Below are 25,546 nucleotides of genomic sequence, written 5' to 3' on the forward strand. Positions count from 1 at the left end.
TACCAAGACTTAAAACTTAATTCTTGAAAATCCTTTGTCTGTCTTTACATATCCCACGCTATTCCCCACATAATTGAAATTATCCTTCAGCCTGAAAGTATAATCTACTGCGAGCGTTTTAGGATTTAAAATATATGTTGCAGAACCAGGAAAGCTAAGCTCAATATTACCATCCTGTAATTGATATAACGAAACAAAAAATTCCGTCTCATCTTGTAGGGCTACTGTCTTAACCAATCCTTTTACATTATATAAGGACAGCTTACCATTGGCATAAATCCCATATACCTCTCCCAGGGATGATATGACAGCATTACCTGCGACATCTCTACCCCACAGCAATTTACCTTTAGAGTCAAAACCAAATAGTCGGTTCCCTGTTTTGGGAAGATTAGCCCGAATTAGTACGGTCCCATCGGTGAGCACCTCGTTGTAATCGACTTCTGTATACGAATCCGCAGGCAACTGGTATGTAAATACTGAATTTAGCGAAGAATCAAGAGCCTGGATTCGCGAGCCTTTCCCACTTCCGTAATTTGTTTGAATGAGGATACGATTCCCTTTCCCTGCTACCGTCCCTTTGTAAGTTACGTTTTTTATTTTAGTTCCATTTTTATTAATTAAGGTTAGGGACCCAGAATAATTACCGGAACCATCAAACTCTCCTCGAGATGCAAAGACTAAATTGCCGTTATCAAGTCTATACAAGTATCCCTCTGCTTGAGATAAATTCACCTTCCATTTCCGTTTCCCGTCAGCTCCCACCGCGTAGATTTGAGTTGCGTCAGGAGAAAGATTATCTGTAAAAGTTATGTATACCGTTCCATCTGGTGACACTAAATATTCTTTGGATTCACGAAACATCGATGTACCAGGGTCTGCAAAATTAACCGACCACTTCAGCTTTCCAGTCTGTGTGTCATATGATTTCAGCGTATCCACTAACCATATCTTAGTTTGAGTAGCATGCTCTTCTTTGGTGTGTAGATACACTGTGTTTAATTTAGTAACCTCCATAGGATTGCCTTCCACACTCTCCAGCTCTCCCACAACATTCAGCTGACTCCATTGGGCATTCGGTAATTTGGTTACTGCTGCTGCAGCTTCTACAGTGCCAGAGGTCACCGTACTTGTAGTCATCAACAAGAGAGCAACCAACCCTGTAAATATTCCTTTTTTCAAAAATATCAACCTTTCTTTCCATATATAGTATGCATTCTGTTACTTTACTACCTTTTCTAAGGGACAACAAGATTATATTAAGCAGCTTTTTAAATCAAAACACAGACTGTATGATAGTACATATTATTTGTCCATAAAATTGTAGTAAACCAATTGAACCAATAGGACAGCCAATTCTATAAAGTATGAACACTATCGGAGGAATAATAAACTATGTTAGCCGCACTACTTCATGGCATTGCACTGGCCTTTGGATTAATTCTTCCACTTGGTGCACAAAATGTCTTTGTATTTAACCAAGGGGCCTCGCAGCCACATTTTAAAAAAGCCATTCCCGTTATTGTTACAGCCGCTTTATGCGATACCCTGCTTATTTTATTAGCCGTATTAGGTGTTTCAGTCCTTGTGTTTGCCATTCCCGTTCTGCAGACCGCTTTATTTGCTGTAGGACTTTTATTTCTTTTGTATATGGGCTGGTCTATCTGGAAAAGTACACCTACATCGTCAGCGCAAGACGCAACGCCTCTATCCGCCAAAAAACAAATCCTGTTCGCGCTGTCCGTTTCTTTATTAAATCCACATGCGATTTTGGATACTATTGGCGTCATCGGCACTAGCTCACTTAGTTACACAGGCGTAGACAAAGTTGTATTTGCTGGCGCGACTATCCTAGTGTCATGGATTTGGTTCTTTGGGCTGGCTGTAGCCGGAAAAACCGTAGGACAAATCGACTCCAGCGGCAAAATCATGCGGATTATTAATAAGATCTCCGCGATCATTATTTGGATTGTTGCTGCTTATATTGCCTTCAAGCTTTTTTAAGTGGAGGAAAAAGAATGCTGTACACCAATTTGCCGTATAATTATGTCCAATTCACACCATAATGTACTAGAATTTTGACTTACGGCGCAGAATGAGGTACATTACAATTTGGACGAACAATTAACAAACCAAAATACTATAATGTTCGCATTTAGAGGTGTAAATTATGAAAGAAGTATTCGATTATGAAGATATTCAATTAATTCCTGCAAAATGTATCGTAAACAGCCGTTCGGAGTGTGATACATCAGTCACCCTCGGTGGGCATAAATTTAGATTGCCGGTGGTACCTGCCAACATGCAAACCATCATTGATGAGAAGATCGCTATCTCCTTGGCGCAAAATGGCTATTTCTACATTATGCATCGTTTTGAACCGGAGAAACGTACGTCTTTCATCAAAGACATGCACTCCCGTGAATTAATCGCATCCATCAGCGTCGGAGTTAAAGAAGAAGAGTATGATTTCGTCGAACAATTATCCAAAGAACAGCTGGTTCCGGAATTCATTACAATTGATATTGCACACGGCCATTCCGAAGCAGTTATTCGGATGATCAAACATATTAAACAATACCTGCCTGCCAGTTTTGTTATTGCAGGAAATGTAGGAACACCTGAAGGCGTTAGAGAATTAGAAAACGCTGGAGCTGATGCTACTAAAGTTGGGATTGGACCAGGGAAAGTATGTATCACTAAGATCAAAACTGGATTCGGTACAGGCGGCTGGCAGTTAGCTGCACTACGCTTGTGTGCCAAGGCTGCAAGCAAGCCAATTATTGCCGATGGAGGCATTCGCACACACGGTGATATTGCTAAATCCGTACGATTCGGCGCTTCTATGGTCATGATTGGTTCACTATTTGCCGGTCATGAAGAATCTCCGGGTGAAACCATTGAAATCGCTGGGAAGCTCTATAAAGAATACTTTGGCTCCGCTTCAGAATACCAAAAAGGTGAAAAGAAGAACGTCGAAGGTAAAAAAATTGCGGTTGAGCATAAAGGGGCTTTAGCAGAAACCCTAAGAGAAATGGAGCAGGATCTTCAATCCTCCATCTCTTATGCAGGTGGCAATAAATTAGAGGCTATCCGTAATGTGGATTACGTTATCGTTAAGAACTCCATTTTTAATGGAGATAAAGTCTATTAATTGAACAAACAGGTGAGCAGGATGACTTAGGTCAATCTTGCTCATCTTTTTTTATGAGAACGAGTTCTGCCGGTCTACTTTGGGGTAATGGTAAGAATAAACTCCTACTAGATCACAATAGAGAGGATTATCCTTATGCGGCAAGCTATGATTATTATTAACCCCTCCTCCGGCAAAGAAGAAGCCAGCCAATATGTCAGATATGCAACAAGAGTTCTAAGTGATAAAGACTACTCCGTTACGATCAAGGAGACGGCAAAAGAACTAGACGCCACTCGTTATTCCATCGCTGCTTGTGAGGAAGGTTATGATCTGGTGGTCTCCATCGGCGGGGATGGCACGCTTCACGAGACCATTAATGGTCTTATCGATCAGGAACACCACCCAAAGTTAGGTGTGGTTCCTTTAGGAACGGCTAATGATTTCGCCCGTGCATTACAAATTCCACTGAATCCCGAAATAGCCATTCAAACCCTTGCCTCCTCAAATTTAAAAACAGTAGATATCGGTCGCTTAAATGACCGCCTATTCGGCAACGTGGTTGCTGTAGGTTCAATTGCCGGAGCATTATCCTCTGTATCCTCCGAAGATAAAACCAAACTCGGCTCATTGGCATACTTAAAAGAAGGTCTTAAACAACTTACAAGCCCTACAGCCCACCCCCTTGTCATTCACCATGATGGACATATGTGGCAAGGAGACTCCTTACTCTTTCTCGCCGTATTAACCAACTCAGTCGGCGGGTTCGAGAATCTAATACCGGATGCTGCGGTTGACGACGGTCTGCTTCATTGTTTTATTATTTTGGACCTCAGTATATTCAATACCATTACAGCCAGTATATCTTTACTGCTGGGTACCCTTAAGGATCATAAAGACGTTGTCTATTTCACAGCCCACAATGTAACTGTAAGCTCTCCAGAAACCGTAAGAACCAATGTAGATGGCGAAGAAGGTCCAACTTTGCCTATTACGCTAAGTGTTCTCCCTCGTCATATCCAAGTCATTGTGCCAGAAGTGGACTAACAAACAAAAAGCAGTCCGGAACTCAAAAAGTTCCAGACTGCCCTTAATTTATGGACGCCCCGATCCATATCTTACTAATCAAATGACTAAGAAGTTATTTCTATTCCACTACAATAAATTTTTTGCCTAATAACCACATTCCGCCGCTAATCCCTAAGAAATAAATAGGCATCGTCAGTAATGAACCATTATGAAGAGCGCTCATTCCCCACGTCGCCAAGCTAACAAGCAAATAATAGCCCAAGCTGAATATCGCACCTGCTGTTCCTACAACATCCTGAAATTGAACAAGAGCAAGACTTAGACAATTAGGTAAAGCAATCCCTGCACCCATTAATAGGACAAACAGCGTTATTAGAATACATACGATCACTATCATATCCGGCAGCGAGTCAAGACTGCTTGCGATTGTTAATAGCAAGGCTCCGCTCGCCATTACTAGACAGCCGATATGGATTATTTTTTCTGGGGCATAGAGGGTTAATAATCTTTTGGAGATCATTGCGCCTACAATCGACGCCAAAGCCACAATAATGCCGAGAAAACCATAGACTCCTGGTGAAATCTGAAAGTGTTCAATAAATATAAAAGGAGCTTCAGCATAATAGCTGAACAAGATTCCGTTAATGCCTCCAATTAGTAATCCAAACACCAATACACGTGGCAATGCGAGCATTTTTTTGACTATAGGCAGAATAGCCACCTTTTTTCTCATGGAAACATCAGTGGTTTCTGGCAGCTTCCAAAAAGCATACATAAATAACAACACACTCATCATTACTAATGTAAAGAAAACCGCTCGAAAACCAAAAGCTTGATCCACCCATCCGCCAATTAACGGACCTACTGCGGGAGTAAAAGCAATGACCGCCGAGATTTGGGCAAACATAACATGCCGTTTATTCCCGGAGACACTCTCACGAAGAATGGTTTGGGTAATAATCGAACCTGTTGCTGCTCCAAACGCTTGTATAAACCGGCTGACTAACAGCAAATGAATGGATTCTGAGTAAAAACACATCAAGCTTCCCATACCGTATACAAGAAGTCCAGCCAGCATGGAAGATCTCCGCCCGATGAAGTCAGACAACCAACCCCAGCTAAAAACTCCTAAAGCAAATCCAATAAAATATATACTTAACGTTAACTGTACAGAACTATTGGTGGCCCCAAGTGCTACTGCGATATCTGGTAACGATGGGGTGTAAATCGTCTCACTAATTTGCGGAAAAGCCACAAGAACAATCATTAAAAGTAACGATGGTGCTGCATATTTTTTCATCTTATTTTCGCCCTCCTACAAGCTTATATCCTCGAACAACTACAAGAATATGAGCCTAGCTAGGGAAATGGGGGCATCATTATAGCAAGACGACTATAGATCATCATGTTAGAAAATCACCTTTCATTGTTATGCTTTCATTGTTATATAGGAGGGCTTACCCGAAAGATATCGGGCAAAGATTTGAGTTTCAATTATTCAACCAAAACATCATTATACACGGTAATAGAAAAGCTCTCAAACGAATCACTTCGCCTGAGAGCTTATTTAGGTTAGGAATTTTGTTCTGATAATCCATGTATAGTTACGCCAACAGCGCTGGATTTCTTTTTGTCCTGAGAAGCATGTAGCTTTACCATCACAAATCTTGCAAACGGCTGTATCAATATACTTTCAGCGAACAGTGCAATTAGGAAATTTCTTGGCCAATTGGCTAAGAAGTGATTAAACGTTTGAGAACTCAACCCGTTTCCGATAATGTCTCCAATAAACGTCATACAAAATGACATTCCTAGTACGGTGAATAAGATACGGAATAGGATTTTGGCGTTGAAGCTATCTGTAGGTTGTGTGAATATAGCTGTCAGCTTTTCGGCAATACGGCCAATAACAACAGGCTCAATAATCATGACAATTACCCAAATGATCGGAAACACCTTAAGAATCGTTAAGGCAACCTCACCATTAAATTCTCCAACCCCTAAAATGATATTTATTGAGGACATAAACAGTACCGTCAGTGTAGAAATGATTGCACCATATAATGCCCCCTCCTTAGCGTTTCTTGGTAATCTTGCTTCTTGATTCATGATGTTCTTCCTTTCAATATTGTCGGTAATAGTTTGGCGATAGTTTTTAAGGGAGTTGTAGATTTTTGCGTTAGGCACAACATCATCGCGCCTTCGATCGAAGCCGTCATCCACAATGCCATCTCGGAGGCTGATTCCTGCGAATAACCTTCAGTTACAAGCTTATCGCAGTAAATTCGTTCCATGTTCTCATAGAGCAAGCTACATGCCTGGCGAACAGGTTCACTCACCGTAGCCATTTCACTGACAATACTGCTAAAGGTATATCCGGTAATCGTGCCCTCGGTTTCTAAGTTGTGAATCAACTTGTCGATCATGGATTGTATAGCTTCTAACGTCGATGGATGCTTTTTAAAAATATCCTCAATATCTATCGTAATTGCTTCATTTAAGCCCTTTAAACAAGCAATTAATAGTTCTTCTTTTCCATTTGGAAAATGATGATAAAGCGCTCCTTTGGTCACATTACAGGCTTTTAAAATTTCATTCACGCCTACATTTTTATATCCTTTTTGCTGAAAAAGATGTGTCGCCGTCTCAATCATTAGCGATTTTGTATCCACAATAACGTACTCCCCCTAACATACCAACCGGTCTGTTTGTTATTATAACAATATAAAAATGAATAATGTAAGTCTTTTTTTGCTTTTTTTCAAAAAATATTTCATTATTTTCATTTATAACTGAAAACAGGATATGATCTAGTAAGTCTAGAAGTTAATGTGGAGTTCAAAACATAATTGTCGTTATGAATACAAAAGAATAGGGTGTATACATGAAAAAAAAAGCCTTAGTAATTATGCTGATAAGCTTGATTACTTTAATCTTTATCGCAGCTTGTAATGGTAATCAGAAAAAAGATGACTTTTTGACGCCATACCTTACTCAAGAAAATAAATCTTTTTCAATCCTAATTTTATCGGAGAACGATCGTTTTTTTGAGCAAACTAAAGAGCTTGAGGATATTTACAAGGAAAATATGACTTGTATCAGCAAAGCAGGTGTTATCAAAAAAGATTCGAAAGAGGGCGACCGCTTAAAAGAGGATTTGAAGATCAACACTTACCCTTCATATATCCTATTGGACAATAAAAAAGTGCTGCTTATAAGCGAAAATATTGAGCAGTTTAAAACAGAGTCAAAACAAATCATAGAAGAAATTCTCAACAAATAATGCATAGATATTTAAGTGCCTACAGCAAAAAGGGCTCAGTTTCCTGAGCCCGCATATACTTACCCTACTATGTTTTTATGTCTGAAGAATTGTCCCAACACTCCACGTTTTCCAGACCTTCTATGCTATCTTTATAAAAGACAGGGTCCTTCCCTGCCCGCTTCTGGCGCTTATAATCCTGCAAGGCGGCAAAGGCCACTTTAGATAACAAAAGGATAGCGATCAAATTCACGATGACCATGAAGCCCATAAATAAATCAGCCAAATCCCATACCAATTGAACTTTAGCTACGGAGCCAAAAATAATCATCGCCAAGACGCTGTATCTATAGAATAGTAATACTTTTTTATTGGAGTTCAAGAATTCTATATTGGTCTCACCATAATAATAATTTCCGATTAACGTACTGAAAGCAAACAATAAAATCATGATCGCTAGGGATCCCGAGGCCCACGAACCAATATGTTCGCTTAATGCCGCTTGTGTCAGCTTAATTCCATCCAGCCCTGGCTGTTTATACGCATCGGATAACAAGATAATAAAAGCAGTACTCGAACAAATAAGTAACGTGTCTGTAAGTACACCCAGCGCTTGCATCAGCCCTTGTTTCACCGGATGACTAGTTGTTGCAGTTGCCGCAGCATTCGGAGCACTACCCATTCCCGCTTCATTGGAGAATAGTCCCCGTTTCACCCCTTGCAGAATGACTGCCCCAAAAGATCCCCCTGCGATTTGTTCAAATCCAAAAGCACTTTTCACAATAAGCGCCAGAATCGCCGGTATTTCCGTAATATTAATTAACATAATAATAACAGCAGCCCCAATATAGACCCCTGCCATTACCACTACAATATATTCGGACATTCTAGCAATACGTTTAACCCCACCAAAGATAACAGCCGCAAAAGCAGCAGCAACTACAAGCCCAAGAATCACCCGATTAGTGCCAAATGAATTCTCAAAGGCCACTGTAATCGTATTGGATTGAACTGCATTAAATACAAGACCAAAGGATAACGTGATCAAAACCGCAAATACCGCGCCCATCCAACGTTTTTTCAGGCCTTGCTCCATATAATAGGCGGGACCCCCACGAAATCCAGTCTTGTCCTTCACTTTATACACCTGTGCCAGAGTACTTTCAATAAATCCAGACGCTGATCCAATAATAGCTATGACCCACATCCAAAAAACAGCCCCTGGTCCACCTATTGCGATAGCAATTGCGATCCCTGTAATATTCCCTGTCCCAACCCTTGCTGCCATACTGATACAGAAAGCCTGAAACGACGAAATGGAATCTTTTGACCTTTCATTGGACTCTTTAAGGACCCTAAACATTTCTTTAAACATGCCAAACTGAACAAACTTCGATCGAATGGTGAAATAAATTCCACAAACAATAAGCAGAACCACCAAAATTTTCGACCAAAGAAAGTCATTTGTTGTACTAATCATACTGTCTAACATTTGTTGCATGTAAATCCGCCTCTCCATTGTGTCGATACCCAGTTGCTGAACCTTAAGTTACATAGTATTTTCAAATATAACAGCCCTTATTTCAAAAGCCAACAAAAAAAATTAGCCAGCAACACCATACCTTACACCGGTGTGAGAGCTATTTCCCCATCTTCATCTGAGCTCACAAGCTCCTTTAGATTAATCTAGGTATTATAAAAAAATGAAAAAGCATCTTGTGGAAGAAATGTATGACAACAATGTATGCGCGTATTTATATCGTGGAGAACATTTGGTTTGATTTGATTTCAGGACGAACGAGGAACGAAGCTATAACATCAGCAGCACAACTAGTGCCCTTATTAGCCGCAAAAGATATTGAAGAAATGGCTGTCCTCTATCATGAGCTAGCCAGCAAAAATAAAATCGTTCTGGCTAGTCAAAAAGATAAGGATCCCACCGTTGTTTTGGACCATCCAACTATGGAATCGCTTGAGACATCCATTTCCGGGGTTATCTCGAATAATCATAGAGCAGATATTTTCGAGGTATTAATTAGCCACAGCTTTAAAATATTGGTACACCTGATTTAACTTCTTATCATGTTTCCCTTTTGGACTCTCCATATTCCCAAATTCGAAAAACTTCACTTTCTTGATGCCACAATATTGAAATAGTGCTTTTCTCATCAGCACTTTATGGGAATTATTCAGCCAATATAAAGGATAAAGGGTCGGCCCCTTCATGCTGGAAATGCAAACCACAGACTTTCCTTTCAGCAGCCCTTCGGGGATGAGACCACCCTTTTCTCTGTAAGCGAAATTAGAAGCAAACATTTGGTCAATATAACCGAGCAACATCGCGGGAGGACGTCCCCACCAGATTGGATACACAAACACAATTTTATCGGCCTGACGAATCTGCTCCCGATACTTCTCTAGCTTGGGATCGATATGCATGTCTCTTCTACGTTTATTTTCATTAAATACCAGCACAGGATCAAATTGCTCTTCGTAAAGATCAAGGACCTCTATCTTCGTGATCTTTTGATTCTCATTACTTCCCTGAATGACTTTATTGAAAAAAGCATAACTTAAACTTTTATGATTCGGATGTGTATAGATGACTAAAACGTTCATTGCTCCACCTCTTTAATTATCATTTGATAACAAAATGGTATCACAACCGTTATTTAGTTGTCAAATGATAATTGTATTATGATAATTATTTTGTTAAGGTTTACAATAAGAGGTGATCCTTATGGACAAACAAGCGTTTTTTCAGAAAATTGTTACCTTTACGACAGCAGTCCATGAAGTAACATTTGACTTTACCAAAGATGTTAGACCGGAAGGCATTACGCCCGTTCAATATAGTATTCTGGAATATATTGCGGTTAGCCAGCCTGTTACCCTCAGCCAAATCAGCGATTGTAAGAATATCTCTATGCCGAATACCAGCCGTGAGCTGAAGAAATTAACAGAAAAAAACCTGTGTGAGAAGCTTGATGTCGCCGAGGACCGGCGTAAGCAAATGATTCGGCTGTCTGATGCTGGACAAGCGATGATGAACGAAGCTTTTGAACGGATCGGTGAACGTTTTCTGAACCGGATTAAAGAGGTTCCCCCAGAGGAATTAGCCGAGATTAACCATGCCCTCGATATCCTGCAATCTAAGGTGTTTAACACCCAGCAATGATCCGAGAAAAAGACAGCAGAGCAGCGGTTCCCCATTAATGGGAGCACCGCTGCTCTGTGTTTTGGGTCGATGATTAGCTGACTCAAGACCGATTATCGGCTAGTTAAAGCCTAACGAAATCGAATCAGCCTCACTTCAGCTAAATCGCCAAATCGCACTCGTCCACTGAGGCTTTCGGACCCAGATGACGTTATTGGCATGTTTTTAGCCTTTTGTGCGTAGTTTCGGACTCCAGCGACGCTATTCCTATGAATCGAGTTCATATTGGGTGTTTTTTATGCCAATAGCTGCTATGCGGTCCGTTGGCATTCCAAATATGCGAAAAAGCTACATTTAAGGTCAGCTGAGTCCGAAAGACGCTTCCCTAATAATCCCCTAATAGAAATAGGCACTCCTCTTAAGGAATGCCTTGATTGGATTATAAGTATTCTTAGCCAGCGAAATAGACTATTTCACCAGTCCGCTGATAAAGGTCTCAAAATTGTCAGCCAAACGTGTGATTTTGTATTTGTTATCCCGATCTACATGAATAACCTCAGGTTCGCCATCATTCCCGAATTCACGGTAATCCAGCATCACCACTTCATTCTCAGAAGGACAATCACAAATCACCACACCAACTTCAGGATAACGTCCATTTTCAATCACAGTCCGGCTGCCTGAAGCCCCACACAGCGACTTATTCTTATCTCGTCCAATTCCGAGGATACCAGAAATCGTAATAAATTCTCCTGTTCCCGGAATCGGATAACGATTGTTATGAGGAATTCCCCCATTATGTAACTTCATCATATCCACATAGGAAGCAGGCAGCTTGAAGACCAGCTCTTCTTGTACAGAAGTAATCAATGCATCTGAAGGCGGGTCAGAAATATATTCTGAGAACGCATACTCGCTGTCATCCCAGAAATTAGTGGTATCCAACGCTATTACAGGCTTCTTAGCAGGTTTGTTTACAGGCTTTTTCGCAGCTTTTTTAGCCAATTTACGTTTGATCCAGCCCAGAAACTCCAATGTGTCTTCATCATCAGGTTCCAGCTGATCGGCAATCGTAAACGCTTTTAAAGCTTCGTCATATCTTTTCAGATAATAATAAGAAACCCCGATACGGTAATGCCAGAGCGGGTCACCTTCACCCTCTTCTTCAATGCTCAAATACTGCTCTAAAGCCTCTTCATATTGCCCGAGATTATTAAGCGCCCTGCCCAAATGACTAGTTAGAACATAATCTCTTTCCTCTTCAGGAATTTCCGTGATTGCATCCACGATTTCTTGAAATTCATCTTCCTCATGCCATTCATCCAATTTTGCCAATAACTCATCACTCATCATTAATACCTCCTATTAACGATCACTCAAAATACCTATTAGAAATTATACCATTTCTAACCTATGCCCAGCCAATAACGCATGTCCTAGCCCTATCAATCAAAAAGCAACTTCCCTTTTTGCTGTGAAAAACAGACCGCAGCGTTTATCTGCGGTCTGTTTTTCGTATACAGAAAACCATTTTAATTATGGTAACTATAATTGCTGCTTTCTATCCTGCCTTTACGACTGCATCCCGTTTTCGATCCTCTGCAGGAACTCTTCAACGGCACTATAGCCAAGCTGTTTAAGGTACCAATTGTTCGCAGCCGCCTCGATCAGGCCAGCCACGTCGCGGCCAGGCTGAAGCTGAATTTCAATATGCGGAATTTGCACGCCAAGATATTCTGTGAACTGGGGTTCGATTTCGAGCTCATTATTCAAGGAATTCTCCCGCCATGGTGACAACTCGATGTCGAGTACAATTCGTGTCTCTTCCTGAAAAGCTCTACGCCCGTACTGCCGTACAACATTGATCAGACCAATACTACGCAGCGCTAGGAATTCACGGGTCGTTTCATTATGCGTGCCGAGAAGCGTCGCCGGTCCCAGCTTCTTAAGCACAACTACATCATCGGCCACAAACCGATGGCCTCTTCTAATGAGCGTGTGAGCGGTTTCGCTTTTTCCGATCCCGGACTTGCCTCTCAATAGGACACCTATGCCAGACACGTTCACACACACTCCATGAATTGAAAGTTCTGGCGCCAGCGCCTTCACCAGATAAGTATCAATCTTTGCGATGAACTCTGACGTCGTCTCTTCCGTCCGAAGTAGTGGTATACCTTCTTGGTCGCAGAATAAAGTCAAATAGGGAATCTCCTGCTGACCCGTCGTCACAATAAAGCATGGGGGATGGTACTTAACGATATTGCCAATATGTAACTTGCGTTGCTCAACGCTTAGCTTTAGCAGATAATTGATTTCTTTACGACCCAACACTTGTACTCGCTTCATGGGGAAAAAGTCGAAGTAACCCACGAACTCCAGGCCAGGTCTATGTGTCTTAGAGCGAGTGATCTCGCGGTCCATGCAGCTAGCACCCGCAAGCACTTCCAGCTTAAACGTTTCCGTAAGGCTTTGAACGGTAATCGATTTCAATGTTGTTCTCCTCCTGTGGCTACGTATTTTGAATACGTAATACGGTTACCGGGATATATTCAACGACGAATAGAATGATTCCTGCAAAAGAAATAGACAGATCATGAGATATTAACAACTATGTTCCTTCAAGAAAATTAATGAGGTATATCTCCGGTTGCGTGAGAAAATCTGCAAAACTACATAAATCCGCGTACGTCTGATGTTCCACGTCGTAACAGCCTATCAGGCCTTTTTTCTTCGGATTCCACATAAGCAGCAGATCAGAGTAATTATCTATATCGGCTGACAGACGGAGCAGCTTTTGTCGGCCGATTTTTATTTCAATGGTATCAGTTAATGTGAAAAAGTCGATATATCTAATTTCATATTCATTTTGTGTTAGCTCAAGACGCAGATTTTTTCCAGTAAGAAAGCTAACCAATTCATCAGACAATTTATATTTTCTCAGCTCAAACTTCTTATTCTCGATATCATGAAATTCAGCCGGCTCTAACGATTTCAAAAAGTCAGCCAAAGCTGTATTCTTATTGCTCACAGCAATGGTGTAAGGGCGATCGCCATCTTTTTCCGCCAAGGTAACGTCTGCGCCACGTTCAATCAAATATTGTACCATCGCTTGATTACCCATTCTTGTGGCAACTGTTAACGGAGTGGCTTGATAAGGATAGACCATATCGGAATTGTTGTAATTAATGTCCACCCCATGATCCAGTAAATAAGCAACGGTCTTAAGGTCGTGATCTGACACCGCTTTGCGTAATACAGCCCCACCATGCTGCTTAATATCTAATCCTAGCTCATGTATGAGCGGGATATTGTTTTTGTTGCCATAGTAGGCCTGCGAATATGCACCTGACTTGACCTGATTAAGCTTGTCCAGTTTGGCCCCTTGTGCTGCAATATAGCGGACGATATCTTCTTTGCAATAGCGGACCGCGAGCAAAAAAGCCGGATTATTCTTCACATTCAGATTTACACCGTGCTGTACCAGCAGCTTTATGACATCCATTCTCTCTGATATAAGCGCCAAAGCTAACGGGGTTAACGTAGTATATTGGCTAAGGACGATTCCCTCTTCAATATCCCAGCCTGCTCTAATGGCAGCCTCTAATTCCGGAATATTTCCATTGTAAATATGCATGGCCATTTGCGGCAGTTCCTCGAACTTCCCTATATCCTTCAGACGGATCATCCATTATCCACTCCTACTTCAAGTATTATGAAGAGTATAGAGAACCGTATAGTAAAAAACAATCCAAACTAAGGATGTTGTTCTAACAAATAGTCCTCATAATGTTCAGATCCGCAAGATTATTGCTGCTATTTCAAAAAAATAAAAAGAAGCTCCGTAAATTCACGAAGCTCCTGTTTACAATTTATGATGGTAAGTAAAGTTGAAGCAGCCTGCTGTTCTCAGCGAGAACGCTGGCTATATTCCTCTTTACCCTTGGATGTCCCGTCTCGCCTCTTGCTCGGCAAGAATCTCGTTATCTTCCGCGTTATCCCGTGTCACTTTCTGAACGCCAATAGCGCTATAAGAAATCAAGAGAATAACAGCTATGTAATACCCCTTTACATTTAATTCAAATGGAGCATTGTAAAGGCCAATAAAAAACATCGCATACCCGATAATCAAACCCACAAAAGCCATAATTGTGAAGGCCCCTGTGTTTCTCATCCTGTGTTTAGGGTTATCCAAACGAAATTCTTTATCCTCTGTATTGTCCCTGACCACCTTTTGCACAACGATACAGGAAATCGTAATTAACACCATACAGAGCAAATAATACCCTTTTACGTTTAGCTCCCAAGTGTCGTTGTACACTCCCAAACAGAATAGAAAAAGTCCTGCCCCCAATGCAAAATACGATGCCCCCGTAAAAGCAGCCGTGTTGCGTTTGCGATATCTCTGATTCATCTGATAATTCCTCTCCCACTACAGACTTGAATGATGATATATCCTTCTCCACTATACCGTGGAACATCGGTAAAATTCTACCATGAATCAGGTTGTTTTAGGGAATTCCAGGAATTTTTTTACTATACAAATATAAAATAACGCAAACACCGAAAGGACGGTCTCAGTCCCATACAATATAGGACGAAAACCGCCTCCCGCGATCTCTGCAACATAAATTAGAAAAATGCTACTGCCTTTCCTGATCCACCAATTGCTGCTGTGCGAGACGAATCATTTCGCGGACCATCGATCCACCAATTTTACCGCCGATCTGGCCCACCGATTCTGTGCTCAAATGACCATTTTGACCGCGCTCCAAAGGGACACCCAGTTCTTTTGCAACTTCGTATTTCACATCATCAGGCCGCTCTGGATCTACATCATACCCCTCGCGCCGCATCACTTCCGCTTTAAAAATTTGCATTCCGCGGCTGGCTCCCGGCACTGCATATTTCCTGTTCCTTCTAGACATCCTTATCCCCTCCCAAACCTGTTTTAAATAACATGCCCGGAAAACGGAACCTCCACCCTTATGGACTTGCCCCGATTATTTCCAAGCAGGGCGCCGTTGCAACGCGGCATTCGTAGCACGCAAGGTTAAAGCCCAAAATAAAAAAGCCACAGCACTAACAGAAGCTCCAAGCCAACATACCCCGTTCCAGCCATAGTGAGAATAGATTTGAGTGGAAGCAATCGATCCGGTAGCACTTCCAATGGAGTAAAAAACCATATACCCTGCGGTGAGCCTACTACGTGCCTCCATGCGCAAGGTAAGTATTATACTTTGATTGGTGACATGCACCGCCTGCACTGCCAAATCAAGCAGAACAATACCAATGACCAATGCCAACAGCGACTGCTCCGTAAAACTGATAAACCACCATGAAATCAACAATAGAAGTAAAGCTATGCCTGTCGTTCTCTGTCCATGACCCTGATCCGCTAGCTTTCCCGCCCGTGCAGCAGCTAATGCTCCCACAATTCCCGCCAGACCAAATGCCCCAATTGCAGTATGTGAAAGTGATAACGGCGGAGCACTAAGAGGCAAGACCACAGAAGTCCACAGAATACTGAAAGCAGTAAAAATCAACAAAGCCAGAATAGCGCGGATACGCAATACTCTCTCTTGTACAAACAACATAAACACTGAGCTAAGCAGCTGAGCGTATGACAGTGTTTTTACCTCACGTTTCACATTTGGCAACACCCTAAATAATGTACACACCATACAAAGCATTAAAGCAGCAGAAAAAAGGTATACGGAACGCCAACCTGCAAGATCTGTAAGTATTCCTGAAATGGATCGCGCAAGAAGTATTCCAATCACAATTCCACTTGTGACCATGCCTACGACTCGCCCGCGTTCGGCAGGGGCAGCCATTGTCGCCGCGAACGCAACAAGCGTCTGCGTTACAACAGCGAGTAGTCCCACTGAGGCCATACCTACGAATAGTACCGTGCTGGAAGAGGCAGTACCCACGATAATCAAAGCCACCACAGATAATAACATCTGGCCGATAATCAGGCGGCGCTGATTCAGTAAATCTCCTAGTGGCACGAGCAGTAACAGCCCCACTGCATAAAAAATCTGCGTGATAGTAATAAGAATACCAATGGTTGAATAATCAATACCAAATTCTTTCGACAAATGATCAAGCAACGGTTGAGCAAAGTAGATGTTTGCAACCGACATCCCGCAGACAACGGCAAACAAAAGTGTCATATACCGAGGCATCGAGGAAGCATGAATAGAATCAGATGGCGTATGCGTCTCTTGTGACGAAAGCTTCTCTTTAGTCCCCTGCATTTTGGACACACCCTTTCTCTGTTAAATTTAAATCGCAAACATATTTCATACTGATCAGTATGTTATTATGCTCAGTAAATTTATCTTACAAAATGGTGTGTGTCAACATAAATATTTGATGCTACCGACTTTGATTTGACAATATAGACGACTAGTTCTAGTATTATAAAATACTGTTCGGTAATAAATTATTGAAATCAAATATAACGAGGGGTGTTAAAAATGGCTCGGACCCGCGAATTTGACGAGGAAAAAGCATTAGAATCAGCTATGGAGCTATTTTGGGAGAAGGGATATGAGGCTACTTCATTAAGCGATTTAACTTCCAGAATGGGCATTCAACGCCCCAGTATATACTCAGCTTTTGGAGACAAAAAAGAATTATTCGAAGCTGCGCTACGTAAATACACGATGTCCCATGCTTCCCGTGTCCGAGCCCAACTTCAAAGCAATCCATCCGCAAAAAAAGCCTTTCGTAGTTTTTTTGAAGATGTGGTGGCGGAGGAGTATGCAGGCAGTGTGAACCGAGGATGTTTTTGCATCAATACAATGGTCGAGCTGGCACCTCATGATGAGAAGTTCGAGATTCTTACAAGAGAACACCAAATGTATCTATCGGTCATATTTCAAGAAACTATTGAACGCGGTATACAATCAGGTGAGCTTAAGGGTGGTGTAAATGCGAAGGCCTTGGCACAGGCACTAATCGTATCGCTAATAGGGCTTACTGTACTCTTGAAATCCCGCCCGGAGCGATCCTTTGTTGATAACGCAATAACAGTGATACTTACTTCGCTTGATTAAATTCAGAGTCTTGATTTAAGTCAATGCCCGCCATAGTACTCCTAATTACAATGAAATAAAAGTCCTTTAGGAGGCTATCTTATGGCTATCTCAGAAAAAGACCTATCGAACCAGCGTAAGTCCGCTTTAACAGCTGGAATATCACTGATCATCATGACCCTCGCCTCATTTTTTTCATATGGCTTTGTCCATGGGACTCTTGTTGTGCAAGGCGATGCCAGTGCCACATTTATTAACATTGTATCTTCCAACAACCTTTTCAAAGGGGAAATCTTGGGCTGGATCATCATTATGATTACTGACATTCTGGTCGCCTGGGCGTTTTATGTGTTTCTAGAACCCGTCAACCAAAATCTTTCATTACTCGGCGCATGGCTCCGTCTAACCTATTCCGCTATATTGGCAATCTCTATATTAACCTTGATATTTGTGCTGCTGCTCACGGGAAACACAAATGGCTTTTCCTCATTAACAATCGAACAAACTCAAGCATTTATGATGTTATTTCTGGATGCATTTCAATTCATTTGGTCTATGGGGCTGGTCGTTTTTGGCGGGCATTTGTTAATAGTGGGCTATGTGGCTTTAAAATCCGATGTCATTCCTAAAGTAATCAGCATCTTGCTGCTGCTTGCTTCAATAGGCTATATTATCATTCATCTAAGCAAAATGTTTCTCCCACAATATGAGGCAGTCATTACAACACTTAATTTTATTTTTACTATTCCTATGATTGTAGGAGAACTAGGCTTTGGGATATGGCTACTGCTTAGAGGTGGGAAAATCCCCAAAAGTGTATAACGATTTTGTTATTCATCCCCGGAATGAACCCGCTTCTTAATTCTACTTAATGACTCTGGCGTAATCCCCAAATAACTGGCTAATTGATGTTGGGGGACACGGGTAAGTAAATGAGGTCTTTTTTGTAACAAGGCTTTGTAACGTTCTTCAGGATTGGAAGCAATAAAGGAAGTCAACTCATCCTGAACCTCACCCAAGTTCTCCTCTACCATTTTGCGTATCATGGTTTCCAGCTGAGCGTGTTTATGGAGCATATCCTGTTCCGCAATAAGATCACCAACCACCAATATGCTGTCTTCTAGGCAGGTTAAGGTGTACGCTGAGGGTCTACTCTCCTGATGCCGATTAAAAATCGAAACCGCTTGCTCTTCCGTATAAAAATTAGATGTGACTTCTTTGCCCGATTCATCTATCGAGGACTGCCTCACACATCCCTTTAACACAAAAAAACATTTTGAGGGAACGTCTCCTTGTCTAAGGAGTACCGTTCCCTTCTTGTATTCCTCAATAGGAATACCTTCAACAATATCCTGCTGTTCCACTTCGTTAAGAGATGTAAATTTACTCATAAACTTATACAATATGCTTTTCATTTATCTCTCCAATCTCATTGCACGACCTCATATAAAAATCCCTCTAACGGCTGAATAAAGTGTGACCAATCACCTGTTGTGTACAGCAGAAGCCGATGCATCGCACGCGTACAGGCTGTATAAAAAAGCTTGCGTTCGCTTTCCCGATCATACGTCTGAGTGGAAGCATCATAAATCAGTACGGCGTCGAATTCAACCCCTTTTGCGAGATAAGCGGGAATTACTAAAATGCCCTTCTCAAAAGTGAGCGTCTCCTTCGTAATAAGCCGCAGAGCTTCGCATCCTTGTGACTTTAATTCTTCATAGGCCGCACGGCTTTCAGCTGCAGTCTTGGTAATCACGGCAATAGAGTCAAGCCCTTCAGCCATCAACGCCGCGAGATCTTCTTTAATTCTTATTGCCCGCTCTACGTCGCTACTTGCCTTCACTAGGAACGGCTTCTTACCCTCTCTTTCAAAAGGTACGATCTCCTCATTAGGCAGCAACGCCTTCGTAAACTCCACAATCTGACGAGTTGAACGATAACTTCGAATTAGACGGATCAGGCTCGTTTCATCTTCACCATAAAGCCGGATCAAAGGTGAATCCACCTCGTGCAAATTCGTTGCTTGAGGGAAAATTGCTTGGCCGAAATCGCCGAGCACAGTCATGCGCGCGCGGGGAAACAGCTGTTTGAGAAACGCGTATTGGAACGGCGAATAATCCTGGCCTTCATCGATAAACAGATGCCGAACTTCTGTGTTCATACGAGTACCCTCGACAAGTTCTTTTAAATACAGGAATGGAGTGGCATCCTCGCAAAAGAGTTCATCGCGGCTCAGTTTTTCCTTTGTTTGCTTACAAATTTCCTGCCACTGAGCAGGTACCTCAGTCTCGTTCGTCATATGCCGATAACTGGCGTCGGCACTAAACAACTGATCGTATAACCCAATCGTATCTATGAACTTGAACCGTTTGACATCGCGTCTCAGCGGTGTAAAGTGCTCCTTCACAATCATGCGGCGCAGCAGTTCTTCTTCCTGCAGACCAAAGTCAAAAACATTCTCTTCCCCTTGGTCCTGATTAGGAAAATCCCCATAGTTCTCAAGATACTGAGTCGTAAAATCAAAGACGGCTTCCTCCCGCCGATACTTCTTAAGTATCTCACTGTAGGCTTCGGCATACTGATCGGTATCGAGGTAATCGAGTTCATCTTGAACCCAGAATGCCTCCTGTTCCTGACGCTCCAGCGAAGCCAACTGACGCAGTAGCCATTCACGCAATAAAACGATGCGGTTAGCCAAACGGATGGAGCTATCATAGCTGTAAAATTGCGATTTCATCTGCTCCGCAGTAATCAACTCGCGGTCCCGAAAACGGATACTATGAAACAACATCCCTTCCTGCCCTAACCACAACGCATAGTTTTGCAAAGCATGCAGAAAAGCTTCTGAAGCTTTATACTGCATTCCAGTTAGCCGTGCTTCATACTCTGGAGAAGCTTTGGACGTCAGTACATATTCAATCTGCTCGAACGGGTCCTCTAGACGAAGCGTAGATCCAAGCCAATAATCAATATACTCCTGAAAGGTTGTTTGCTGCATATTCTCCTCGCCAAGCTCGGGAAGCACCGTAGATACATAACTGTTAAACATCGGATTAGGCGAAAAAAGAACAATCTGATCCGCTTTGAGCCTATCGCGGTGTTTATATAGCAAATAGGCTACCCGTTGCAGCGCTGCGGATGTTTTTCCGCTGCCCGCCGCTCCCTGCACAATGAGCATACGGCTACTATCGTTGCGGATAATAGCGTTCTGTTCCTTCTGAATAGTCGCCACGATGCTCTTCATTTGTGAATCCGCACCCTTACCAAGCACCTGCTGAAGTAATTCATCACCGATCGTTAAGCTCGTATCGAACACGTTCTGAAGCTGACCCTGACGGATCTGGTATTGCCGCTTCAGCATCATCGTTCCTGAGATTTGTCCTCCCGGTGTATCGTAAGTGGCGGGGCCTGGCGAATGGTCATAATACATACTTGCAATAGGTGTCCGCCAGTCATATACCAGAAAGTTTACACCTTCTGCATCGATGAAAGACGCCACCCCGATATAGATTTGCTCACTGGAGTTCAACCCATCTTCTTGAAAGTCCATTCGTCCAAAATAGGGTGACGGCAGCAGCCGTTTCATGTTTTTATAACGCAGCAGCCGTTGGCGGTGGCTACGTTCCCGTTCAGACAACAACGCTTCTTGCTGTTTTATACTGTAAAAGGTCTCCTCGAAATCCTCATGTGTGCTCGTATTGACCGTAACTTCCTCCCAAAACCGCTTGCGGATGTCCGTCACCTGTTCACGTAATCCTGTCACTTCCGGTTCCAGCTCGCCAATCTTTGATTGCAATTCTTCCGTGACCGAATCTAGCCGTTTCTGTTCTCCCTGCCAATCTTTTTCGTTTAACATTTTTACTAACACGCTCCTTTTCAAGGTTGTTATCAAGAAGCAAAAATACAAATTTGACAAACTGCCAATCCGCGTGGTATTATTAATGTATAAATAAGATGTAATAAATCTGTCTGAAATACGCAGATTAACAGTGGTCTTCTCATAATATCACGTTATTTCATTGCGCGCAAATTATATATTAAGAAGAACCGGCAGCTCATGCCGGTTCTTCTTTTTTATTCCTTTCTGCAAAGAGTAGCCGTTCTCCCTAAGTATCCATTTCCCTAGCAAAAGGGTTGCTGCCTTTTGTTTCTGGTCTGCCTAACGGACCGAGGTGACTTTATTTACTGATTTTCAGCCTTTAAAGCAGACTTTCGGACTCCAGTGCAGCTATTCTTTATCCTGAACTTCATTCTAGGCGTGTTTTAGGCTAATAGCGACTATGAGGTCCGTTAGTATTCCAAAAGTGCGATAATGCTGCTATTAGGGTCAACTTTGTCCGATATCGGCTTCACCCGCGGATGAGCCCAATTAAACAGGGAGACCTAACAGCCATTTGATGACTGTTAGGTCTCCCTTATTCTGTAGCTTATTTGTTTGCCAAGAAAGCATCGATTTGAGTTTGCAGTTCGGTTTGGATTTTATCAATGCCCGCGGATTTCAGTTGCTTGTTCAGATCTTCAAGACCTTTGTCGATATCTTTGATTACGCCGTATTCGAGCGGAATCGCATAACGGAGCATTACGTTACCAACATTGGCAATTTCCGTTTTCACTTTGCTGTTATCAAATACAAAGGTTTCCAGCGCGTAGTGATAGACATTTGCTTCCCAGCCTTTAGCCAGATCGTTTGCTTCTTGCGGGAATGCTTCATTGTCACGGTTAAGTGGCGAGTTGAAGTTCCAGTTAGAGAAGCCAGTATAGTTCGGATTCTTTTCAAGGGCTTTATATTTGTCATCGCCAACCGCTTCGTAATGTACACCGCTAAGGCCGTACATCATCAGGTCGTGCAGTTCTTTATCATTTTGCATCAGATCGAGGAACATCAAGGAACGTTCCACATTTCTGGAAGTAGCGTGGATCGAAGTACCGTTTTGGGTGGAAATCGCCACTGATTTCTTCTTGCCTTGGTTGATGTCAGCCAATGCTACTTCATAAGGGGAATTCTCTTGGCGCATCAAAGCCATAAGTGCTCCAAGTGTTCCGTTGTTGTGCGTAATTGATGCTGTTTTGCCTGCTTTAAAATCGGCCTGATGATCATTTTTACTGTTTAGAACGTTTTTCGACCATGCATTGTTATCAGCGAGATCTTTGTAATATACGAGTAGATCTTTAAACTCTTGCGTTTCATATACGTTAAATACTTGCCCTTTTTCATCCGTCAATTTGAAAGCAAACGGAAGGTCGAGATCAAACATATTCCATTCGTTTTGTTGCTTCAGCAATACACGGTCCAAATTATGATATTTCCAGTCTCCTGTTTCCGGGGTGAACGGTGTAATTCCTTTTTCGTTTTGTGCTATGGTTTTCAAGTAAGTGGCATACGCTTCTGGGCTGTTGATCTCCGGAAGATTGTATTTCTTACGCAAATCCTCGCGGTACAAAATCAGTTTTTCAACGGATTCCCCTCTGTTTTGCGGAACCATATACAGTTTGCCGTTTACCTTAGCTTGATCCCAGCTCACATCAGACATAGCTGCTAAAGTCTGCGGCATATATTGGGTAAGCAGCTCATCGGTCAATTCCAGGAATCCGCCTTTCAGCGCCTGGTCATTGTAACCAGCCCAGTTTGCCGAATAGATGAGGTCAAAATCCTCATTTGCTGCCAGCTTCAGCGGATATTTTTGCGCCCAGTCCGACCAATCCAGGAACTCGCCCTCTACAGTAGCATTGATTTTTTCTTTCAGCTTTTTATTAATCTCAGCAAAAACGCTATCATAGTCTATCGGTTTAGGGCCAACAAAAATCATTTTCAGCTTCACTTCTTTAGAGGTATCAAGGGTGTCTGAGGTAGTTGCAGGTTCTGAGGTGTTCGTAGTGTCGCTTCCTCCCTCTGACGCATTATTTGTAGCCTGTGCAGACGTATTAGCATTGTTATTGCCACCACCACATGCACTTAGAATCATTACGAAGGTTAAAACGAGCGCTAGCATCATCAATCTATTTCTCTTCAGCATCTCAAGCCTTCCCCCTTGTGTTTAATTATATTGATAAACCGAGTTTCCCCGGGTTCATCCTTTCACAGCACCAATCGTCAAACCTTGTACAAAATACCTCTGCACGAATGGATAAGCCAGCAAAATCGGGCCAGTGGCCACAACTGTCATCGCCATTTTCAAGCTCTCGGTTGGGATCGATGTCGTTACGACTGCCCCTGCACCCATCATCGCTTTGCGCATGCCATCCATATTGCCTAGCATTTTATACAAATAATATTGGAGCGGCATCAAGTTTTCATTCGATACAAACAGCAATGCATTGTACCAGTCATTCCAGTAGGCCAGCGCTAGAAACAAGCCAATGGTAGCTAACGCCGGCTTGGACAGCGGCAGGATTAGACGAGCATAGATCTTAAAGTCGCCTGCGCCGTCAATTTTTGCTGATTCTACAATCGCTTCCGGAATGCTGCCCATAAAAGACTTCATAACAATGATATAAAAGACATTGAGCATCATCGGAACCACTAAGGCCATCAGCGTATCCTTCATATGCAGGTAGTTGACCATAAGCAGATACCACGGAACCAAACCGCCGCTGAACAAAGTCGTAAAGAAAAAGAAGAATGAAAATTTATTGCGCCACTTAAAATCTTTTCGGGATAGCGCATAAGCAGTCATCGAAGTCAGAAACAAGCCAAGCACCGTGCCGAGTATAGTAACTCCTATTGTCACTATATAGGCTTGAATCATCTGTTCGGGATACTTAAACAAAATGCTGTAGGCCTCAGTTGAGAAAGCAGTCGGTATAAATTGATAACCATCCGTTAGGATTTTGGATTCTTCCGTAAAGGATGAAGATACGACAAGTATAAAAGGAAAAATACATAAAACTGAGAGAAAAATCAGGGATACATAACCAATACCTGAAAATATTTTACGATCAAGCTGCTTCATATCGTTACCTCCATTATGAAAGACTTAACTCCTGATACGATTAGAACAGAGCGCGGTCTTTGTCGTATTTACGGACAGCATAGTTCACTGACATGATCGTCGCGAAGCCAAGAACGGACTGGAAAACACCAGCTGCAGCTGACATGCCGATATCATTCGAAGTAATCAGTGACCTAAATACGAAAGTGTCGATAACGTCTGTCGAGGAGAACAACAAGCCGTTGTTGCCGATCATGTTATAGAACATCCCGAAATCACCACGGAAAATGTTCCCGACTGCCAGCAGCACCAGAATAATAATCGTTGGATACAAATTCGGAATGGTTACTTTCATAATTCGCTGAAAAATATTAGCCCCATCGATTTCGGCTGCTTCATACATTTCTGTATCTATCCCCGTAATCGCGGCCAAGTACATCACCGTTCCGTATCCGAGACTTTTCCAGGCAGAAACTATAACCAGAATATACGGCCAATAGGAAGGTGTATTATAAATATCGACAGGCTGGAGTCCGATACCTCTGAGCAAAGCATTCACGGTGCCAATATCATAATTGAGCAGGTTATAAGCAATCGCTCCGACAACGACCCATGAGATAAAGTAAGGCAGGAACAACGCCGATTGTGTGATTTTGCGGAACCATTTACCACCGACCTCAAACAACATAATCGCTGCAAAAATTTGCAAACTGTTATTGACGACGATAAACGCAATGTTATATAGTGCTGTATTTCGTGTTACCCGCCAAGCATCGCCTGATTCAAAGAAAAAGCGGAAGTTGTCGAGCCCGTTCCAGGCACTTCCAAAAATACCGCCCGCATAATCATAATGCTTGAAGGCAATAATAATCCCCGCCATCGGGACATAGGCAAACAGAAGGAAAAAAGCAACCGCCGGAGCCAGCATCAGCAAGAGAACCCTATAATTCTTTAAATCGCTCCAAAATGTATGCCCTTTCATCTTTGCACCCC

General features: G+C 42.3%; 25 protein-coding genes and 1 pseudogene. 8 read left to right on the plus strand and 18 right to left on the minus strand.

Annotated features, from left to right (window positions below; genetic code table 11):
* Positions 1-9 precede the first annotated feature (9 nt).
* Positions 10-1,182, minus strand: coding sequence for a hypothetical protein (locus NSQ91_RS31210; RefSeq protein ID WP_143763831.1), 1,173 nt, complete (start codon positions 1,180-1,182; stop codon positions 10-12).
* A 213-nt stretch (positions 1,183-1,395) separates the two neighbouring features.
* Here NSQ91_RS31210 and NSQ91_RS31215 point away from each other — a divergent pair, with 213 nt between their 5' ends.
* From NSQ91_RS31215 to NSQ91_RS31225, 3 genes are all read left to right on the plus strand, one after another.
* On the plus strand, positions 1,396-2,004 hold the full coding sequence (locus NSQ91_RS31215) for a LysE/ArgO family amino acid transporter (protein WP_076303529.1): 609 nt from the start codon (positions 1,396-1,398) through the stop codon (positions 2,002-2,004).
* A 166-nt stretch (positions 2,005-2,170) separates the two neighbouring features.
* Entirely contained in the window at positions 2,171-3,154 is a 984-nt protein-coding gene (guaC, locus tag NSQ91_RS31220) for a GMP reductase (protein WP_036682307.1), read from the plus strand.
* 135 nt (positions 3,155-3,289) lie between these two features.
* Positions 3,290-4,180, plus strand: a complete 891-nt coding sequence (locus NSQ91_RS31225) for a diacylglycerol/lipid kinase family protein (protein WP_340921288.1) — start codon at positions 3,290-3,292, stop codon at positions 4,178-4,180.
* A gap of 100 nt (positions 4,181-4,280) precedes the next feature.
* Here NSQ91_RS31225 and NSQ91_RS31230 read toward each other — a convergent pair whose 3' ends face one another.
* From NSQ91_RS31230 to NSQ91_RS31240, 3 genes are all read right to left on the minus strand, one after another.
* Complete coding sequence (locus tag NSQ91_RS31230; RefSeq protein ID WP_076124195.1) at positions 4,281-5,462, minus strand: multidrug effflux MFS transporter; 1,182 nt, start codon at positions 5,460-5,462, stop codon at positions 4,281-4,283.
* 272 nt (positions 5,463-5,734) lie between these two features.
* Entirely contained in the window at positions 5,735-6,271 is a 537-nt protein-coding gene (locus tag NSQ91_RS31235; RefSeq protein ID WP_076124197.1) for a DUF2798 domain-containing protein, read from the minus strand.
* On the minus strand, positions 6,268-6,834 hold the full coding sequence (locus NSQ91_RS31240) for a TetR/AcrR family transcriptional regulator (RefSeq protein ID WP_076278238.1): 567 nt from the start codon (positions 6,832-6,834) through the stop codon (positions 6,268-6,270). Before NSQ91_RS31240 ends, NSQ91_RS31235 begins: the two co-directional genes overlap by 4 nt.
* Positions 6,835-7,046: 212 nt before the next feature.
* Here NSQ91_RS31240 and NSQ91_RS31245 point away from each other — a divergent pair, with 212 nt between their 5' ends.
* The gene (locus NSQ91_RS31245) at positions 7,047-7,445 is read left to right on the plus strand and encodes a hypothetical protein (RefSeq protein ID WP_076303527.1); all 399 of its coding nucleotides are present in this window, start codon (positions 7,047-7,049) and stop codon (positions 7,443-7,445) included.
* Between the two features lie 67 nt (positions 7,446-7,512).
* Here NSQ91_RS31245 and NSQ91_RS31250 read toward each other — a convergent pair whose 3' ends face one another.
* A complete protein-coding gene (locus tag NSQ91_RS31250) occupies positions 7,513-8,925 on the minus strand; it encodes an alanine/glycine:cation symporter family protein (RefSeq protein ID WP_340921294.1) in 1,413 nt (470 codons plus the stop codon).
* 230 nt (positions 8,926-9,155) lie between these two features.
* Between NSQ91_RS31250 and NSQ91_RS31255 the strand changes: the two genes are divergently transcribed.
* Complete coding sequence (locus NSQ91_RS31255; protein WP_076301521.1) at positions 9,156-9,497, plus strand: hypothetical protein; 342 nt, start codon at positions 9,156-9,158, stop codon at positions 9,495-9,497.
* Here NSQ91_RS31255 and NSQ91_RS31260 read toward each other — a convergent pair.
* Positions 9,456-10,043, minus strand: a complete 588-nt coding sequence (locus NSQ91_RS31260; protein ID WP_036682318.1) for an NAD(P)H-dependent oxidoreductase — start codon at positions 10,041-10,043, stop codon at positions 9,456-9,458. The genes NSQ91_RS31255 and NSQ91_RS31260 overlap by 42 nt on opposite strands.
* 121 nt (positions 10,044-10,164) lie before the next feature.
* On the opposite strand from NSQ91_RS31260, the gene NSQ91_RS31265 reads away from it, so the two are divergent.
* The gene (locus NSQ91_RS31265) at positions 10,165-10,602 is read left to right on the plus strand and encodes a MarR family winged helix-turn-helix transcriptional regulator (protein WP_076124207.1); all 438 of its coding nucleotides are present in this window, start codon (positions 10,165-10,167) and stop codon (positions 10,600-10,602) included.
* Positions 10,603-11,049: 447 nt separating this feature from the next.
* Here NSQ91_RS31265 and NSQ91_RS31270 read toward each other — a convergent pair whose 3' ends face one another.
* The 7 genes and pseudogenes from NSQ91_RS31270 to NSQ91_RS31300 form a co-directional block, all read right to left on the minus strand.
* Complete coding sequence (locus NSQ91_RS31270; RefSeq protein WP_076301522.1) at positions 11,050-11,931, minus strand: SMI1/KNR4 family protein; 882 nt, start codon at positions 11,929-11,931, stop codon at positions 11,050-11,052.
* Positions 11,932-12,153: 222 nt separating this feature from the next.
* A complete protein-coding gene (gene hprK, locus NSQ91_RS31275) occupies positions 12,154-13,071 on the minus strand; it encodes an HPr(Ser) kinase/phosphatase (RefSeq protein WP_076124211.1) in 918 nt (305 codons plus the stop codon).
* 118 nt (positions 13,072-13,189) lie between these two features.
* Positions 13,190-14,266, minus strand: coding sequence for an ankyrin repeat domain-containing protein (locus tag NSQ91_RS31280; protein WP_076303525.1), 1,077 nt, complete (start codon positions 14,264-14,266; stop codon positions 13,190-13,192).
* Between the two features lie 249 nt (positions 14,267-14,515).
* Complete coding sequence (locus NSQ91_RS31285) at positions 14,516-14,752, minus strand: YiaA/YiaB family inner membrane protein (protein WP_305953524.1); 237 nt, start codon at positions 14,750-14,752, stop codon at positions 14,516-14,518.
* Between the two features lie 57 nt (positions 14,753-14,809).
* A pseudogene (locus tag NSQ91_RS31290) lies at positions 14,810-14,992 on the minus strand (YiaA/YiaB family inner membrane protein); the annotation flags it as partial.
* 229 nt (positions 14,993-15,221) lie between these two features.
* A complete protein-coding gene (locus tag NSQ91_RS31295) occupies positions 15,222-15,506 on the minus strand; it encodes an alpha/beta-type small acid-soluble spore protein (protein WP_076179251.1) in 285 nt (94 codons plus the stop codon).
* 75 nt (positions 15,507-15,581) lie between these two features.
* Positions 15,582-16,769: an MFS transporter gene (locus tag NSQ91_RS31300; RefSeq protein ID WP_076124378.1), complete on the minus strand. Its 1,188-nt coding sequence runs from the start codon at positions 16,767-16,769 to the stop codon at positions 15,582-15,584.
* Positions 16,770-17,063: 294 nt separating this feature from the next.
* On the opposite strand from NSQ91_RS31300, the gene NSQ91_RS31305 reads away from it, so the two are divergent.
* Together NSQ91_RS31305 and NSQ91_RS31310 are read left to right on the plus strand one after the other, a co-directional pair.
* A complete protein-coding gene (locus NSQ91_RS31305) occupies positions 17,064-17,645 on the plus strand; it encodes a TetR/AcrR family transcriptional regulator (RefSeq protein WP_076124215.1) in 582 nt (193 codons plus the stop codon).
* Between the two features lie 81 nt (positions 17,646-17,726).
* On the plus strand, positions 17,727-18,446 hold the full coding sequence (locus NSQ91_RS31310) for a DUF4386 domain-containing protein (protein ID WP_076301524.1): 720 nt from the start codon (positions 17,727-17,729) through the stop codon (positions 18,444-18,446).
* Between the two features lie 8 nt (positions 18,447-18,454).
* Here NSQ91_RS31310 and NSQ91_RS31315 read toward each other — a convergent pair whose 3' ends face one another.
* From NSQ91_RS31315 to NSQ91_RS31335, 5 genes are all read right to left on the minus strand, one after another.
* Positions 18,455-19,039 (minus strand): Crp/Fnr family transcriptional regulator, encoded by a 585-nt coding sequence (locus NSQ91_RS31315; protein ID WP_076179254.1) that lies wholly within the window; start codon positions 19,037-19,039, stop codon positions 18,455-18,457.
* 14 nt (positions 19,040-19,053) lie between these two features.
* Positions 19,054-21,480 carry an RNA polymerase recycling motor HelD gene (helD, locus tag NSQ91_RS31320; RefSeq protein ID WP_076303524.1) on the minus strand — a complete coding sequence of 809 codons (2,427 nt, stop codon included), beginning with the start codon at positions 21,478-21,480 and terminating at the stop codon, positions 19,054-19,056.
* A gap of 571 nt (positions 21,481-22,051) precedes the next feature.
* A complete protein-coding gene (locus NSQ91_RS31325) occupies positions 22,052-23,638 on the minus strand; it encodes an ABC transporter substrate-binding protein (RefSeq protein WP_076276301.1) in 1,587 nt (528 codons plus the stop codon).
* A 54-nt stretch (positions 23,639-23,692) separates the two neighbouring features.
* A complete protein-coding gene (locus NSQ91_RS31330; RefSeq protein ID WP_076124225.1) occupies positions 23,693-24,574 on the minus strand; it encodes a carbohydrate ABC transporter permease in 882 nt (293 codons plus the stop codon).
* A 40-nt stretch (positions 24,575-24,614) separates the two neighbouring features.
* A complete protein-coding gene (locus NSQ91_RS31335) occupies positions 24,615-25,535 on the minus strand; it encodes an ABC transporter permease (protein ID WP_036682339.1) in 921 nt (306 codons plus the stop codon).
* Positions 25,536-25,546 lie beyond the last annotated feature (11 nt).

The organism is Paenibacillus sp. FSL R7-0048 (assembly GCF_038004505.1).
Lineage (GTDB): Bacteria > Bacillota > Bacilli > Paenibacillales > Paenibacillaceae > Paenibacillus_AQ > Paenibacillus_AQ odorifer.

What these genes read in the sequence shown, in the direction of transcription:
- NSQ91_RS31215 (WP_076303529.1), top strand. Translation starts at nt 1,396, where the DNA reads ATGTTAGCCGCACTACTTCATGGCATTGCACTGGCCTTTGGATTAATT.
- guaC (WP_036682307.1), top strand. Translation starts at nt 2,171, where the DNA reads ATGAAAGAAGTATTCGATTATGAAGATATTCAATTAATTCCTGCAAAA.
- NSQ91_RS31225 (WP_340921288.1), top strand. Translation starts at nt 3,290, where the DNA reads ATGCGGCAAGCTATGATTATTATTAACCCCTCCTCCGGCAAAGAAGAA.
- NSQ91_RS31230 (WP_076124195.1), bottom strand. Translation starts at nt 5,462, where the DNA reads ATGAAAAAATATGCAGCACCATCGTTACTTTTAATGATTGTTCTTGTG.
- NSQ91_RS31235 (WP_076124197.1), bottom strand. Translation starts at nt 6,271, where the DNA reads ATGAATCAAGAAGCAAGATTACCAAGAAACGCTAAGGAGGGGGCATTA.
- NSQ91_RS31245 (WP_076303527.1), top strand. Translation starts at nt 7,047, where the DNA reads ATGAAAAAAAAAGCCTTAGTAATTATGCTGATAAGCTTGATTACTTTA.
- NSQ91_RS31250 (WP_340921294.1), bottom strand. Translation starts at nt 8,925, where the DNA reads ATGCAACAAATGTTAGACAGTATGATTAGTACAACAAATGACTTTCTT.
- NSQ91_RS31255 (WP_076301521.1), top strand. Translation starts at nt 9,156, where the DNA reads ATGACAACAATGTATGCGCGTATTTATATCGTGGAGAACATTTGGTTT.
- NSQ91_RS31260 (WP_036682318.1), bottom strand. Translation starts at nt 10,043, where the DNA reads ATGAACGTTTTAGTCATCTATACACATCCGAATCATAAAAGTTTAAGT.
- NSQ91_RS31265 (WP_076124207.1), top strand. Translation starts at nt 10,165, where the DNA reads ATGGACAAACAAGCGTTTTTTCAGAAAATTGTTACCTTTACGACAGCA.
- NSQ91_RS31270 (WP_076301522.1), bottom strand. Translation starts at nt 11,931, where the DNA reads ATGAGTGATGAGTTATTGGCAAAATTGGATGAATGGCATGAGGAAGAT.
- NSQ91_RS31280 (WP_076303525.1), bottom strand. Translation starts at nt 14,266, where the DNA reads ATGATCCGTCTGAAGGATATAGGGAAGTTCGAGGAACTGCCGCAAATG.
- NSQ91_RS31285 (WP_305953524.1), bottom strand. Translation starts at nt 14,752, where the DNA reads ATGAGAAACACAGGGGCCTTCACAATTATGGCTTTTGTGGGTTTGATT.
- NSQ91_RS31295 (WP_076179251.1), bottom strand. Translation starts at nt 15,506, where the DNA reads ATGTCTAGAAGGAACAGGAAATATGCAGTGCCGGGAGCCAGCCGCGGA.
- NSQ91_RS31300 (WP_076124378.1), bottom strand. Translation starts at nt 16,769, where the DNA reads ATGCCTCGGTATATGACACTTTTGTTTGCCGTTGTCTGCGGGATGTCG.
- NSQ91_RS31305 (WP_076124215.1), top strand. Translation starts at nt 17,064, where the DNA reads ATGGCTCGGACCCGCGAATTTGACGAGGAAAAAGCATTAGAATCAGCT.
- NSQ91_RS31310 (WP_076301524.1), top strand. Translation starts at nt 17,727, where the DNA reads ATGGCTATCTCAGAAAAAGACCTATCGAACCAGCGTAAGTCCGCTTTA.
- NSQ91_RS31315 (WP_076179254.1), bottom strand. Translation starts at nt 19,039, where the DNA reads ATGAAAAGCATATTGTATAAGTTTATGAGTAAATTTACATCTCTTAAC.
- helD (WP_076303524.1), bottom strand. Translation starts at nt 21,480, where the DNA reads ATGTTAAACGAAAAAGATTGGCAGGGAGAACAGAAACGGCTAGATTCG.
- NSQ91_RS31325 (WP_076276301.1), bottom strand. Translation starts at nt 23,638, where the DNA reads ATGCTGAAGAGAAATAGATTGATGATGCTAGCGCTCGTTTTAACCTTC.
- NSQ91_RS31330 (WP_076124225.1), bottom strand. Translation starts at nt 24,574, where the DNA reads ATGAAGCAGCTTGATCGTAAAATATTTTCAGGTATTGGTTATGTATCC.
- NSQ91_RS31335 (WP_036682339.1), bottom strand. Translation starts at nt 25,535, where the DNA reads ATGAAAGGGCATACATTTTGGAGCGATTTAAAGAATTATAGGGTTCTC.